Annotated in this window: 16 protein-coding genes; 10 read left to right on the top strand and 6 right to left on the bottom strand. The window is 64.8% G+C overall.

Features of this window, described 5'->3' with window-relative positions; translation table 11 throughout:
• Positions 1–5 precede the first annotated feature (5 nt).
• Positions 6–656: a TetR/AcrR family transcriptional regulator gene (locus MYCSP_RS04530; RefSeq protein ID WP_070912943.1), complete on the bottom strand. Its 651-nt coding sequence runs from the start codon at positions 654–656 to the stop codon at positions 6–8.
• Between the two features lie 109 nt (positions 657–765).
• Here MYCSP_RS04530 and MYCSP_RS04525 point away from each other — a divergent pair, with 109 nt between their 5' ends.
• Both MYCSP_RS04525 and MYCSP_RS04520 read left to right on the top strand, forming a co-directional pair.
• Entirely contained in the window at positions 766–1,680 is a 915-nt protein-coding gene (locus MYCSP_RS04525) for an AurF N-oxygenase family protein (protein ID WP_070912944.1), read from the top strand.
• Entirely contained in the window at positions 1,677–1,997 is a 321-nt protein-coding gene (locus MYCSP_RS04520) for a DUF4873 domain-containing protein (RefSeq protein ID WP_070912945.1), read from the top strand. The genes MYCSP_RS04525 and MYCSP_RS04520 overlap by 4 nt, the downstream gene beginning before the upstream one ends.
• On the opposite strand, the gene MYCSP_RS04515 is transcribed toward MYCSP_RS04520, so the two are convergent.
• On the bottom strand, positions 1,965–4,307 hold the full coding sequence (locus tag MYCSP_RS04515; protein ID WP_088413274.1) for an ATP-dependent DNA ligase: 2,343 nt from the start codon (positions 4,305–4,307) through the stop codon (positions 1,965–1,967). The two genes, MYCSP_RS04520 and MYCSP_RS04515, sit on opposite strands and share 33 nt — an antisense overlap.
• Between MYCSP_RS04515 and ku the strand changes: the two genes are divergently transcribed.
• The 3 genes from ku to MYCSP_RS04500 all read left to right on the top strand — a co-directional run bounded on the left by ku (position 4,297) and on the right by MYCSP_RS04500 (position 6,704).
• Positions 4,297–5,106 carry a non-homologous end joining protein Ku gene (ku, locus tag MYCSP_RS04510; protein ID WP_070913006.1) on the top strand — a complete coding sequence of 270 codons (810 nt, stop codon included), beginning with the start codon at positions 4,297–4,299 and terminating at the stop codon, positions 5,104–5,106. The two genes, MYCSP_RS04515 and ku, sit on opposite strands and share 11 nt — an antisense overlap.
• Positions 5,107–5,202: 96 nt before the next feature.
• Complete coding sequence (locus MYCSP_RS04505) at positions 5,203–6,432, top strand: Nramp family divalent metal transporter (protein WP_083016063.1); 1,230 nt, start codon at positions 5,203–5,205, stop codon at positions 6,430–6,432.
• An 89-nt stretch (positions 6,433–6,521) separates the two neighbouring features.
• The gene (locus MYCSP_RS04500; protein ID WP_070912948.1) at positions 6,522–6,704 is read left to right on the top strand and encodes a hypothetical protein; all 183 of its coding nucleotides are present in this window, start codon (positions 6,522–6,524) and stop codon (positions 6,702–6,704) included.
• Positions 6,705–6,751: 47 nt separating this feature from the next.
• Here MYCSP_RS04500 and MYCSP_RS04495 read toward each other — a convergent pair whose 3' ends face one another.
• Positions 6,752–7,162 (bottom strand): DUF5313 domain-containing protein, encoded by a 411-nt coding sequence (locus MYCSP_RS04495; RefSeq protein ID WP_070912949.1) that lies wholly within the window; start codon positions 7,160–7,162, stop codon positions 6,752–6,754.
• Between the two features lie 54 nt (positions 7,163–7,216).
• Here MYCSP_RS04495 and MYCSP_RS04490 point away from each other — a divergent pair, with 54 nt between their 5' ends.
• The 3 genes from MYCSP_RS04490 (at position 7,217) to cynS (ending at position 8,419) form a co-directional block, all read left to right on the top strand.
• Entirely contained in the window at positions 7,217–7,711 is a 495-nt protein-coding gene (locus MYCSP_RS04490) for a MarR family winged helix-turn-helix transcriptional regulator (RefSeq protein ID WP_070913007.1), read from the top strand.
• Between the two features lie 102 nt (positions 7,712–7,813).
• The gene (locus tag MYCSP_RS23575) at positions 7,814–7,942 is read left to right on the top strand and encodes a hypothetical protein (RefSeq protein WP_070912950.1); all 129 of its coding nucleotides are present in this window, start codon (positions 7,814–7,816) and stop codon (positions 7,940–7,942) included.
• A gap of 36 nt (positions 7,943–7,978) precedes the next feature.
• Entirely contained in the window at positions 7,979–8,419 is a 441-nt protein-coding gene (gene cynS, locus MYCSP_RS04485; protein WP_088413273.1) for a cyanase, read from the top strand.
• Positions 8,420–8,423: 4 nt separating this feature from the next.
• Here the strand turns inward: cynS and MYCSP_RS04480 are convergent, their stop codons facing one another.
• On the bottom strand, positions 8,424–9,419 hold the full coding sequence (locus MYCSP_RS04480) for an immunity 63 family protein (RefSeq protein ID WP_088413272.1): 996 nt from the start codon (positions 9,417–9,419) through the stop codon (positions 8,424–8,426).
• A 119-nt stretch (positions 9,420–9,538) separates the two neighbouring features.
• Here MYCSP_RS04480 and MYCSP_RS04475 point away from each other — a divergent pair, with 119 nt between their 5' ends.
• Positions 9,539–10,495, top strand: a complete 957-nt coding sequence (locus MYCSP_RS04475; protein WP_088413271.1) for an MPT63 family protein — start codon at positions 9,539–9,541, stop codon at positions 10,493–10,495.
• Positions 10,496–10,550: 55 nt separating this feature from the next.
• Here MYCSP_RS04475 and MYCSP_RS04470 read toward each other — a convergent pair whose 3' ends face one another.
• Positions 10,551–11,444 (bottom strand): hypothetical protein, encoded by an 894-nt coding sequence (locus tag MYCSP_RS04470; RefSeq protein WP_088413270.1) that lies wholly within the window; start codon positions 11,442–11,444, stop codon positions 10,551–10,553.
• Between the two features lie 108 nt (positions 11,445–11,552).
• The gene (locus MYCSP_RS04465) at positions 11,553–12,149 is read right to left on the bottom strand and encodes a TetR/AcrR family transcriptional regulator (RefSeq protein WP_088413269.1); all 597 of its coding nucleotides are present in this window, start codon (positions 12,147–12,149) and stop codon (positions 11,553–11,555) included.
• Positions 12,150–12,236: 87 nt separating this feature from the next.
• On the opposite strand from MYCSP_RS04465, the gene MYCSP_RS04460 reads away from it, so the two are divergent.
• Positions 12,237–13,337: an oxygenase MpaB family protein gene (locus tag MYCSP_RS04460; RefSeq protein WP_088413268.1), complete on the top strand. Its 1,101-nt coding sequence runs from the start codon at positions 12,237–12,239 to the stop codon at positions 13,335–13,337.
• The last annotated feature ends 497 nt before the right edge of the window (positions 13,338–13,834 follow it).

The following is a 13,834-nucleotide window of genomic DNA, read 5'->3' as shown; positions in this document are numbered from 1 at the left end:
GCGACTTACGAAGCAGCCGAATCGGGGGTCAATACCGCCGAGATCTCCTCGGTGATCGCCGAGACGGTCAGCAGGTTGCCGATGAACTCGCCCAACTGCTCGTCGGTCTGGGTCTCCACCACACCGGGCGTCACCAACAGCGAGGCAGCAATGCGGAAGCTCCATTCGGCCGCGGCCTTGACGTTGATGGTGGCCAGCTGTGCTTCGGTGAGCAGTTGGCGGAAGTACGGTGCCAGCAAGATCGTCGTCTGGTCGATGAATGGGCGGGCCTTGACCGTCAGATACGGCAGCACCTGCTCGGGGTTCTCCTTCAGGCCCTTTTGCAGCAACGGGTGATGACGACCGTGCTGGACGATGCGCACGATGGCGTCGATGAACCCGGCGCGGGGATTCTTCGCGGCGGCGAACACCGGTTCCAGCATTTCGCCGAACCGCAGAAACTCGCGGTGGAACAGCGCTTCGATGATCGCAGCCTGGTCGCCTACGTGCTTGTAGACGGTCGGGCGCGACAGGCCCGCCTTTTTGGCGATCAACGCATGAAGACGCGCCTCATACCCATGCTCCAGCAAGCATTCTTCAGCGGCATCGAGGATACGGCGGCGAATCTCGCCATGGTCGCGGGTACGGCCGCGATGGCTCGACCGGCTCACTTTCATCGGTGCTCACTTTCATTCGCCACGAAAATTACGTGGCACTTCGCGTCTCACTTGACGCCTCAACCTGCAACGTTTACGTTTGTCATCCTAACGGAAAGGACTGTCAAAGGTGACGGCAACCCTCAACAACGGCCCCGCTCGGACCCCTAATCGGGAGGAGTACTCCGACCGACTCCTCAAGGGCACGGTGCGGCGTTCATACCAGCCGATCGTGGACCTGGACTGGGACGCTCCGTTGGATCCGGACAAGTACTACCTGCCACCCAAGGTCCTCTCGCTCTACGGCACCGATGTGTGGAACACCATGTCGCGCGCCGAGCAGATCGAGCTCTCGCGGCACGAGATGGTGAACCTGCTCTCGACGGGCATCTGGTTCGAGAACATGCTCAACCAGGGCTTGCTGCGAGTGATGATGCACGCCAACCCCACCAGCAGTGAGACCCTGTACTCCCTCGCCGAGATCGGCGACGAGACGCGGCACATGACGATGTTCGCCAAGGCCATCGAAAAGACCGGACTGCCCGCGTACCGGATGCCGTGGTACCAGCGGGCCATGGCCAACCTACTGCCGCTCGCGCTCAAGGGCCCGGTGCTCTGGGTAGCCGCCCTCATCGGTGAGGAGATCTTCGACGCCCTGCAGCGCGAGATCATGGACGACCCGGAATTGCAGCCGTTGGTGCAGCGGCTCATGCGAATTCACGTCACCGAGGAAGCCCGGCACATTCAGTTCGCGCGTGACGGTATACGCCAGCGACTGGACCGGACGCCCAAGCGCGTCAAGATCATCCTGCGGCTCACCAACGGCCTCGGTGGACCCATCTTCCGGTACCTGCTGACCAACAAGAAGATGTACGAGGCGGTCGGATTGCCCGGTCGCGAGACCATGCGGCTGGCACGCAACAATCCGGCGTTCCAGGAGGCCTCGCGCACGGGCTTCGCCCCGCTGTACAAGTTCCTGGAGGAGACGGGTCTGATGGGCCCGCTGTCGCGGCGCATGTGGCGCAGAACAGGTTTCATCGCGTGAGCGAGCACGGTACAGAAGACGACGATGTCTTCGACGGCACCGCCGTCGTGACGGCGGGCGAGTTCACCGTCGAGTCGCGCGTGCGGCTGATCGGGTTCTTCAACCCACTGGACGGCAAGTTCCACTGGCAGGGAACGATTTACGCCAAGCCTGAGGGCGGGGAACTCAAGGGCGGCACCCAGGTCGTCATCGCGGTCGGTGACACCAGCGCACCGGGGCGCATCACCGAACAGACTCCGTGGGGTCATTTCTCGGTGGCGGGGGTTGGTGCGCCGCCCTACCCGCTACCCGAGATCGAGCTCGACGTCGCCCACTGACTTGTCGGTACGCAGGCCGCGCCAACTGGAGTGCTTCAGGATGCCAGCCGGCGTGCGATCCCCGTAGCGCACCTCGGCCACCAGCACCGGCTCGACGAACTGCACATCCTTGGCCTCGATCGCGGATAACGGTGCGCTGAACGGCGATTCCTTGCGGTGCAACGGTTCCAGCCGCTCCTTGAGCGTTGCCAGTTCCTTCTCGGTGAATCCGGTGCCCACCCGGCCGGCATAACGCAGTCCGCCCTCGACCGGTATCCCCATGAGCAGGGCTCCGATCCCGCTGCTGCGCCCGCCCTTCCCCTGGCGCCAGCCGCCGATGACGACCTCTTGGCTGCTCCAGTTCTTCGCCTTGATCCACGACTGGGTGCGACCCGGAACGTAGAGGGAATCCAGCCTCTTCGCGATGACCCCCTCCCAGCCGTGCTCATGCGAATGCGCCAGCGCCGAGGCCCCGTCGCCGTCCAGCGGTTCCGGAACGGTCATCGACTCGGTACCCGCGCCCAGCACGTCCAGTAGCCGGCGGCGGTCACGGTACTTGTTGCGCAATAAGGATTTTCCATCGAGATACAGCAGATCGAACGCCCAAAACTCCGTCTCGGTACCGGCCGTACGGTTCTGCAAGAGAGAGAAGCTCGGCAACCCCTTCGTATCCAACGCCACCACCTCTCCGTCCAGAATCACGCGGTGATCGGCCAGTTCGTGCGCGAGCCGCTGCAGGGCAGGGAACTCGCCGGTGACGTCGCGGCCGCTGCGCGCCAGCGCCCGCAGCTGACCGCGATCGCATTCGAGGATGAGTCGGTAGCCGTCCCATTTGCCTTCAAAAGCCCACTCGTCGGCGGTCAGACCCGCCACCGATCCGGTGGAGGGCAGCATCGGCGTCAGGCCGGTGGGCATCGAGCCAGGCGACCGCTGGTCCTTCATCCGGTGTGCCAGCCACTGCTTGCCGTTGGTTCGAATCAGGGCATATCGACCCGTGATTCGCTTGCCGTGCAGGGTGACGATGACCTCCCCCTTCGACTCACCGGAGTCATCGCGCGGATCGATGAACTTCTCGGTGTCGTAGGTACCGGAGTCCCAGATGGTCACCTCTCCCGCGCCGTACTCCCCCTTGGGAATGGCGCCCTCGAAGGTGCCGTATTCCAAGGGGTGATCTTCGGTGTGTACCGCAAGGTGATTCACCGACGGTTCCATCGGCAGATTCTTGGGAACGGCCCAGGAGACCAGCACACCATCGCGCTCCAGCCGGAAGTCGTAGTGCAGCGCGGTGGCGTGGTGCTCCTGGATGACAAACGAATTATTCTGCCCTGCTTCCGGTTTGACGGCGGGAACGGGTTCTGGCGTACGCGCGGGATCGCGCATGCTGCGATACGTGGACAACCTGTCCTCGACGATCGTCACATCGTCGAGCCCGGACAGCAGGTCGCCGTCGCGCTCGACGCGCGCCAGCACCTCGTCAAAGCGCAGCTGACGTAACTCGGGATCATCCAACTCCTCCCAGGTACGCGGTGCGGCAACCGTCGGCACCCGGCGACCGCGCAAGGAATAGGGGGCGACGGTGGTCTTGGAGCCGCTGTTCTGGCTCCAGTCCACGAACACCTTCCCCTCACGTAGCTGCCGAGTCATCGTGGCGGTCACCAATTCCGGCATCGCCTGTTCCAGCTGAGTCGCGATCTTCTTCGCGACGGTCACCGCACCCGATGAGCTGACCGGTTGCGCCAGCGGGACATACAGGTGCAGCCCCTTGCTCCCACTGGTCAACGGAAACGTCGTCAAACCGATATCGGTCAGCACATCGCGCACCGCCCTGGCAACCTGTGCCAGCTGCGGCATGCTCACCCCCTCGCCGGGATCCAGGTCAAAGACCAATCGCGTTGCCGGGCCAGGATTTTCCCCGACGAACCGCCACTGCGGCACATGCACTTCCAATGCCGCCTGCTGAGCTATCCAGGCCAACGCCACCGAGGTGTCTATCAGCGGATAGGTGACGTAACGGGACTTGTGCTCGATGCGCCGCCGCGCAAGCCAGTCGGGAGCGGACGCGGCCAGGTCCTTCTCGAAGAAGGATGGCTGGTCAACGCCATTGGGCCAACGCTTGCGCGTTACCGGTCGCCCGGCGATGTGCGGCAGCATGTAGGGGGCGATCGCGGTGTAGTAGCCGAAAACATCCGCCTTGGTGGTGGGTCCAGCGGTCCCGGTAGCCGGGTACAGCACCTTTTCCGCATTGGTCAAGCGCACGAACGCGGTTGACCCAGAGCCGGATGTCGCCGACTCCGCGGCTCCAGTGGGCCATACTGGGGATATGCGTTCCATCTGGAAGGGCTCCCTCGCCTTCGGGCTGGTGAACGTCCCTGTCAAGGTATACAGCGCGACCGAGGACCATGATCTCAAGTTCCATCAGGTCCACAACAAGGACAACGGCCGAATCCGCTACAAGCGCACGTGCGAGGAATGCGGCGAGATCGTCGAGTTCCGGGATATCAACAAGGCCTACGAGGCCGAGGACGGGCGCACCGTCGTCATCACCGACGAGGACTTGGCCAGCCTGCCCGCCGAGTCCAGCCGCGAGATCGAAGTGCTGGAATTCATCCCCGCCGCCGAACTCGATCCGCTGATGTACGACAAGAGCTACTACCTGGAGCCGGACAGTAAGTCGTCGAAATCGTATGTGCTGCTGGCACAGACACTCGCACAGACCGATCGGGTGGCCATCGTGCATTTCGCGCTGCGCAACAAGACACGGCTCGCGGCACTGCGCGTCAAGGACTTTGGCACTCGCCAGGTGATGATCATCCACACCCTGCTGTGGCCTGACGAGATTCGAGAGCCCGACTTCCCGGTGCTGGATCAAGAAGTGAAGATCAAACCGGCCGAACTGTCGATGGCCGGACAGGTGGTCGAGTCGATGGCCGACGACTTCGATCCGAGCCGCTACAACGACACCTATCAGTCCCAGTTGCTGGAGATGGTCGAGGCCAAGCTCGAAGGTGGCGAGGCGTTCACCAAGGAAGAGGCGCCCACCGAGCTCGACGCGACCGACGTCTCGGACCTGCTGGCCAAGCTGGAGGCCAGCGTCAAGAAGCGTCAGGCCGAGAAGGCCAGCACCAACTAGTCACCGGATATCGCCTGCCGTGGACGGGCTCGCCGCACCGCAAGGTTTCGGGTACTCTAACTTTTCTATTCGGGGTACTTGAAATAGGAGGCGTGGGTGCTGGAGCGGCCGAAGCAGGCGCGACCATTGCGCGGGTTCTACCTACTCGGACCGGCCTTCGTCGCCGCCATCGCCTACGTCGACCCCGGAAATGTCGCCTCGAACGTCAGCGCCGGCGCCAAATACGGCTTCCTGCTCGTGTGGGTGATCGTCACCGCCAACGTGATGGCCGGGCTGGTGCAGTACCTCTCGGCCAAGCTGGGCCTCGTCACCGGCCAGTCGCTACCGGAAGCCATCGGCAACCGCATGTCACGGCCGACGCGCCTCGCCTACTGGGGCCAGGCCGAATTAGTCGCCATGGCAACGGATCTCGCCGAGGTCGTAGGTGGCGCGATCGCACTGAATCTGCTGTTCCACCTGCCACTGCTGCTCGGCGGCATCATCACCGGAATCGTGTCGATGGTGCTGCTGGCCGTGCAGGACCGGCGTGGGCAGCGCTCCTTCGAGTATGTGATCTCCGCATTGTTGGCGATCATCGCGATCGGATTCCTCGCCAGTGTCGTGGTGGAGCCACCTCCGCTTGCCGACGCCGCCGCCGGGCTGATTCCCCGCTTCGAGGGCACCGAGAGCCTGCTGCTGGCGACGGCGATGCTGGGCGCGACAGTCATGCCGCACGCCGTGTACCTGCACTCCGGCCTGGCGCGTGATCGCCACGGACATCCGGAGGTGGGCGAGCCGCGACGCAGGCTGCTGCGCATCACCCGGTGGGATGTGAGCCTGGCGATGCTCTTCGCGGGCGCGGTTAACATGGCGATGCTGCTGGTGGCGGCCACAAACCTGCAGGGGCGCGACGGCGTGGACACCATCGAGGGCGCGCACGCCGCGGTCCGCGACAGCCTGGGCCCCACGGTGGCGCTGCTGTTCGCGATCGGACTGCTGGCATCCGGACTCGCATCATCCTCGGTCGGCGCCTACGCCGGCGCGATGATCATGCAGGGACTCCTGCGCAGGTCTATCCCCATCGTCACGCGACGGCTGGTCACACTGCTTCCGGCACTCGCGATCCTCGCGGCCGGAATCGACCCCACCCGAGCACTCGTGGTGTCGCAGGTGGTGCTCTCGTTCGGCATCCCGTTCGCCCTGATACCGCTGATCCGCTTGACCGCCGATCGCGGGCTGATGGGCGCCGACGCCAACCATCGGGTGACGACGTTGCTGGGCTGGGTCATCGCCGCGCTAATTTCGGCGCTCAATATTGTCCTGATTTTCCTTACCCTTGCGAACTAGTTTCGTCTGGGAGTAGGCTGTGAACCATGAAACGAATCCTGCCCTCAGCCAGTCGATTTGGGCTGGCAATTGGAGTCGTTGCTAGTGGTTTGTTCATGGGCGGTATCGCCTCCGCAACCCCGGCAAAGGCCGATCCCGACATTTGCGGTTCCGTCGATACCTATCCCCGAGTTACCGTCTGTGCAGATGGCAACTGGGGCGGTGACTGGGACCGCGGCTGGCACGGCAACAACGGCTGGCGCGGCAAGGGCCACTGGAAGCACTGGGACTAGTCCCCAGCGTCGCTGAACCAACCATCTAGCGCGACGGGCACGTCGCCCTAGATGGGCCCGCTGTTGGAGTAGCCGTCGCCCGAGCGCGGCCCGAATCTGCGGGCATAGTCCTCGTGGATACGTGCGTCCTTCTGACGCTTGAGCACATCGACCAGACCCGGATCAAGGTCGTGCTGCACCAGCCGGTGCCGGCGCCAGACCTTGTTCAGGGCGTGCGCCATGATCAGCACCCATACGTAGATGGGCACCGTCATTTCCATGTGCACATAGAGCGAGGCGGGCAACAGCCAGAACGGCGCCAGGATGAACAGCGGCGGGATGGCGCAGCGCAAGATGTGTCGCCGTACCGCGCCCTTACCCGCCAGATCGTTGGCGACCCACTCTTTCATCGAGTCAGGTAGGCGTCGCCCGTAGCAGTAGGCGATGTACTGAAGCAGATTCGGACGATCGGCGGCCATAACTAGATTGTAGACTAATAGTTAGTGCACTAACTAATAGTCAGGATCGTGATGATGACCGCAGTCTCGCCGGAGGTTGATCCGCTGGCCCTGGAACGGCAGGTGTGCTTCGCCCTGGCCGTCACCAACCGCGCCGTACTGGCGGTGTACCGACCGCTGCTGGCCCCGCTCGGGATCACCCATCCGCAATACCTGGTGATGCTGGCGCTCTGGGACCACGCCAAGACGAACCGTGACCAAACCCGGGAAGCCTTGTCCGTCAAGCAGATTGCCGCCCTGCTTCAGACGGATTCGGCAACCGTCTCCCCCATGCTCAAACGGCTCGAAACGCTGGGGCTCATCACCCGTCCGCGCAGCGCGTCCGACGAGCGCACCACACACGTCACCCTGACTACACAGGGCGCGGCGCTGCGCGCCGAGGCGCTCAAGGTCCCCGCCGCGGTGGTGGAGCGCCTGGGCGTCGACCTTGCCGAACTCGAAAACCTCCACGCGGTGCTGACCAGGATCAACGCCGCCGCGCTTGCCGCCGGAGCCCTCGACCAGGAGTAGTCACAGACACACCCCTGTGGCGCCCGTCACACTCCCTTGTACACCGATCGGTATACATGCTGCAATGGGTGGTATACCGATCGATCTACCAAGGAGGTCATCATGTGGACCGACTCAACGGTGCTCATCGCCATAGTTCTGGTCACCGTGGCCATGCTCTGGACGGCGAGCGGGGAGAGCTCGATGAACTACTACCAGCGCGATGCCCAGAAAGGGCTGTGGCAGCGATAGTTTGCGGCGGCGGTGGGCGTCTGTTTGTCTGACGTCATGACCAAGACGGAAGCCGCCGAACTGATCACCACACGCCGCGTCGAGAAGAACCTGACGTGGCAACAGATCGCGGAAGCGATTGACTCACCGCTGATTTGGACCATCGCCGCGCTGTTGGGCCAGCACCCGGTGCCCGAAGCCAAGGCCGCGAAGGTGGCCGAGCTTCTCGATCTGGAACCGCACGCCACTGCGGCACTGCGCGCACAGCCGTACCGCGGGACATTGGAGGGCGGAGCTCCCTCCGACCCGACGATCTATCGCCTCTACGAAGCGCTGAGCGTCTACGGCCCGGCCATCAAGGAAGCCATCCACGAGGAGTTCGGCGACGGCATCATGAGCGCCATCAACTTCAAGGTGGATGTGACGCGCCGCCCAGACCCCGATGGCGACCGGGTGGTCCTCACCTTCGACGGGAAGTTCCTCGACTACCGCTGGTGATCGCTTACAGCAGGCCGCGGATGTTACGGCCGGTGATGGCACCCCATTTGGTGTCGAGCGCGTTCATGAGCAGCTGCCAGTACGGGGCCCACAGAGTGCGTTGCGCCATGGCCGGGGGCATCGTCTTGTAGGTGGCCGCCTGCTGCGTCCACCGCCACGCCAGTCCCCTGGCCACGTCGTCGATGCACCAGTAGATGAGCTCATTCGGATTGGTCGTGGTCTTCCACACGAAGCCTGTTTTCGGATCGCGCGTGTGGTACCAGAATTGGGCGCCGTCCAGCACGTACTGCGGTGCGGTGTTGGAATGCCGCTCCCCCTTGGCCAGTTCGGTGGGCACCGGCACTTCGGAGATGGCGACTTCCCCCGCGAGGCGGCTCAGTATCGCGATTCGCACGTCGAGCTGTTCACGGATCCACTCCGAGCTCCCGGGGCTGCCCGGCTCAGGCGCCGCGGCCGCCCGGCCTGCCGGGGGTGCCGTTTCGGAGACCGTCGGCTGATCCACCGGCGCCGCGGCTGCCTGCTCGGCGGGCACATTTCCCGCGACATCGGCGATCGCCCCGCCCGCCCAATCGACCTTGGCAGGGTTGAGCACGCCGTCTTCTTCCAATGACAAATCCACGACGTAGGCGACGTCGACGAGGACATCGCGGGCGCCGGGTGCCAGCGAGACTCCGGGGCGCCGGGGGCCCAGCAGCGCGACGTGCACCATGAAGAATTCGCCGTCGTCGTCCCGGTCGCAATACTCACGTTCGTATCGGGCGGCATCGGCCGCCTCGAACCGGTGCTTGACCGGCGGCTCCAGCAGCACACTGCAGAATTGCACCGGATGGTCGGTATCTCCGTCCAGCATGCCGAGTTCTGTTGCCGTAATGGGCAGTTCGGCGGCCAGGCTAGCTGCGGCATCGTCCGCCGCAGCGCGGATGGTGAACATGCGTGCGTCGGGCGGCCAGTCGTCTGGCTCCGGCGCGGCCCCCTCGTGACCGGTGGAATCAACCGTCATGTTCTTAACCGTATGGCAATCGTGTACTTCGGGCGACGATGGTGCACCCAGACCTGTTAGTTTTACCGACAGACCGTCCCCGCTGGGGGGAGCAATCAGGACGTCAAGGAGACCACATCGTGAAGATCAATGTGCCCATCACTGCCGCCGTGGCGGCCGCTGCGGCGGCAGCCGGACTGGCCCTCATGCCGACCGCAGGCGCCGACACCACGCTCGGCCAGCAGGGTCGTCTGACCAACGGCGATGTCGTGCAGGCCTGGACCATCAGCGACCTCAAGGTCAGCGCCGACCAGCTGCCCTACCAGCCCAAGGGCACGCTGTGGGAGGCCACCGCTACTGACGAGGCCATCCAGGGCAGCGTCATTCCGATCGTCGCCAACTTCAACGCCAAGGCCAAGGACGGCGAGACCTACCGCGTGCTGTACGGCGTGGCCACCGAGCAGGGTGTGAACCCGGGCACGCTGTCGCAGGGCGAGAAGACCACCGGCAAGATCTACTTCGACGTGACCGGAGCCAACCCCGAGACCGTGACCTACACCTCCGGTGACGAGGACCTGCTCACCTGGAAGGCAGCTCCGGCAGCCGCCCCGGCGCAGCGTTCGGGTGGTTCGAGCCAGTCGCATGGCAGCGCCCCGGCCTCGGCCACCAGCACCGCGCCCACCACCGCCACCCCGGCGCCCGCCGCGGTTCCGGCCGGTAGCCAGGGCACGCCGCTGCCCGCCGGTAGCCAGGGCACCCCGGTGGACGAGCAGCAGCCCGCGGCGACACCGACCCCGACGGTCGCACCGGTGACCGCGACCCCGGCTCCGACGGCTGCCACCCCGACGCCGGGTGCCGAGGGCACGCCGCTCAACAGCACCGGCGTGCCCGCTTCGCCGGCTCCTGCCAGCGCGGCTCCCGCATCGCCGGCACCTGCGGCACCCGGAGCTCCTGCTCCTGAGGGCGCCCCGCAGACCGCCACCCCGCCGGTCGCCGCCGTACCTGCGGTCCCCGCCATTCCGGCCTCTTCCGAAGGCGTACCCCACGGACAGCGTTCGGCAGGCAGCCAGGGCACCCCTGTTCCCACCGAGGGCTAGACAACAATCGTTCGGCATTGACCGCCGGCCGCCTCGTGCGGCCGGCGGTCTTTTGTCATGAGTGCGAAGACCACCACGCGTACAACTGGTCCAGGGTCGGCCCGGCCGCCCCCGATCGCGTCTCGCTGAGCAGAAGCCGCTCCTCATCGGTCCATCCGACCACCGGATGTCCCTGGTTGGTGCCGCAGAACACCGTGCCGCTCACCTGATCCGGTGTGGCGTTGCGACGCCACGGTCCCGGCGATTGGATCCGGCCGGGACACACCACCACCGCGTTACGTTTCGTCAGGCGACTCAGCCCGGCTGCGAGTGCGGACTTGTCCTTCACCAGCGAATAGCTCGCCTCGGTGGGCCCGTCCGGATCGTCACTTCGACCACACTTCACTTGCGCGACCGCCTCATTGGCGGGTTCAACGGGCTTGCATGCCGATGGCGCATATCCCGTCGGGAGCATCGAAAGCAGGCGGGTCTCCGCGTCGGAGTCCCTGCTGGACACCGTGGTCTGCGGAGCGGCGGTGGGCTCAGCGGGGGCATCCTCGCCACCACGGCTCGCGAAGACGGCGACGACACCGCCCACGACCACCGCGGCCGCCAGCACCACACCACCAATCATCAACGGTCGCTTGCTTCTTTCCGTCCGCTTGTCCTCCCATGACGAGAAGTCGACAGCGGACGTCGACGCCCCGGTGCCCCACGCCTTCTCGCCTGCCTGCGGCGACTGCCGATCGGCGGCGAATTGAGGTGCCGGAGCACCGAGCCCCGACCAGTACGGATCATGCGGTGTCGACTGCTCGATGAACGGAGGCTGGTTGAAGTCCTGTTCCGGCGCCGCGAACGGACCCGGTTCGGTCATTCCGGGCAGTGCGTTGAGGACGGGTAGCGGTGCGGTGTCCGCGGCGTCAGACGAGTCCTCGGCCTCCGGCGAGCCCGCTCCGATATCCGTATCCATCCACTGCCCCCAATATCTAGTCTTATGTCCCCGACCATGGTCGATGCCCAAGATTACTTGGCCCCGTCGTCCACCGGCCGAAAGCACACATAGTGATCCCGCGATCCGCTAACGCAGCGCCTTGCTCGGCTCCGGGACCAACGCCCGCGCGATCGGGAGAATGTATTGGCGGGCGTACGCCTCGGCATCTTCCCTGGTCGCAAGCTTTCGCCGGGGGCTGGGCGCAAGGATAAGCGAATGCGTCAGGCGCACAAACACTTCCGCAACCCCGTAAGGGTCGTCGACGAGATCGCCCGCACTGCGACTGACATGCCCGGCCAGATAGGTCGTCGCCATGTCCAGGGCCGGTCCCGCACCACTGGTCATGATCGGCAGCACCGACTCCGGGTCGGTCTCGACGGCACGCTGCATCAGCGAGTGGGTGTGCACATGCCAGTAAATCCCGGTGAAACCCGCCACCAGCTTGTCCTCCGGGCTGTCCAAGGCAGCGATCTCGCGGTCTATCGCGGCGAACATCGTCTGCGCCTCTCGCATGAGAACCGCCAGGATGAGTTCGGTCTTGTTGGGCCATCGGCGATACACCGTCATATGCGATACACCCGCGCGCCGAGCGATCTCGTCGACCGTCGCGCGCCGGATGCCGAAGCTCAGCATGGTCTGCAGCGCGGCCTCGATGATGCGCTCACCGGTCGGGTCTGCAGACACAATTCAGTCTCTCACGCAGAAGTACTTCCCAAGCCGATGTTGCGATGTTAGCTTTTATCTAAGTTACTAACACCGACGGAGGATGCAATGACGCATGTGCTGCCGCGCGATACCGATTACGACGGCGAGTTCGACTCGGATCCACATGAAGACGGACTGAACCTGCTGCACGCGGATGGCACACGCCGCCGCGTGATGGCCGATTTCCGGAAGCACCTGGGCAGTCCCCTTGTCGGCGTCTTCGGTGGGGTGCTGTTCGACGAGGTGGCCCTGGTGCCGGTGGCCGCATCCGTCGACCGCTCGGGCCGGTTCCGCCAGAACTTCACCGATCGCGGCATCCGGAGCGCACTGAGCGCGATGTCAGTATTCGCCGGCGACCGACAGCAACGAGCCGACACCGCACAGTGGCTCAAGGAGCAGCACCGCGCGGTGCGGGGCACCGGAGTCGGTGAGTATGAGGGGGTTCGTTACAGCGCGCTGGATCCCGAGCTATGGATATGGATAGCGGCCAGCGCCATCAACGCCACACTGGAGGCATTCCCCTACTGCACGGGCCACACGATGACGCCCGCGGAGAAGGAGGCCGCGTACCAATACCAGCGGTATCTCCTCAAGGACCTCGAATTGCCCAGCGCCAAGGGCAGATTCCCGACAACCTACGCCGCCTTCGTCGAGTACTACGACGACATGGTGGAAAACAGGCTGCAGTCCAACGGCTTTCTGCGCGATCAGTTCACCGGCTTGAAACGCCTACCGCTACCCACGCTGCTGCTTCCCGCCGCGATGCGCCCCGCCGTGTTGCCCCTCTGGTTGGCGGTCCGTCCCATCGCGGGCCGGGTGATTCAAGTGTGCTCGGCCAAGGCGATGCACCCTGAGATACGCGCCATGATCGGATTCGAACTCAAGGCACGCCACAACATCGAATTCGCGCTGTACACCCGGCTGCTGCAGCTGGTGTGGCGGGTAACGCCCGAGAGACTGCTCGTGGAACCCATGCTGTACAACAACATTCGACTGGCCAAGGTCCGTTCACGCCTCGACGGTTCGAGTGCCGCGCAACGTAGGTACGACAAGCTTGCGCGTACGTTGACCCGACGCAACGCGCGGCTGGCCGACTTCTACCACGGCTATCGCCTGGACAGCTTCGCCGCTCCGGAACGGCCCACCGGTACCTGCCCGTTCGGGTGAGTGCCAACCCGCGCGCCGAACTGGTGGTCTAAGGGCAGATCGCGATCTAGGCGCGCGGTTAACGTATGCCACAGGCCGGTAGACTCCTGTGCTGGTCCCCCGCCCTCGGGGACGTGTTGAAAACCCCGATGTTGCATGTCGCATGCATCGGTATTCCAGCCATCGGAACGCGAACACGCGGACTCGGGAACGCGCGGGCACGCCGATCTGTCGTGACAGACCCGGTCAGATGTCGAGTAGGCACGACCTATGCATGGCTTTCTTCGGCGACCTGCCGACACCCACCGCACAAGATCACGCGCATCCCTGCGCAGTTTCACTGGCCGCGGTGCGTCCGGCGGCTGAACGTCGTCCTCGGTCCTACCGCGCCACCGCGGCCGCTGCCGGGGCGCACGACAACGCCAGTGGCGCCGAAGCCACGCCGGCGCATCCACAAGTTCCACCAATCGAGCCGAACCTGCCATGGGGAAGTTAAGGTTAGGTCTGACTCAGCGCAT

This window comes from Mycobacteroides saopaulense (assembly GCF_001456355.1).
Classification (GTDB): Bacteria; Actinomycetota; Actinomycetes; order Mycobacteriales; family Mycobacteriaceae; genus Mycobacterium; species Mycobacterium saopaulense.
The sequence above is the reverse complement of the archived record's forward strand: the minus strand, read 5'-3'. Positions and strand labels throughout refer to the sequence as shown.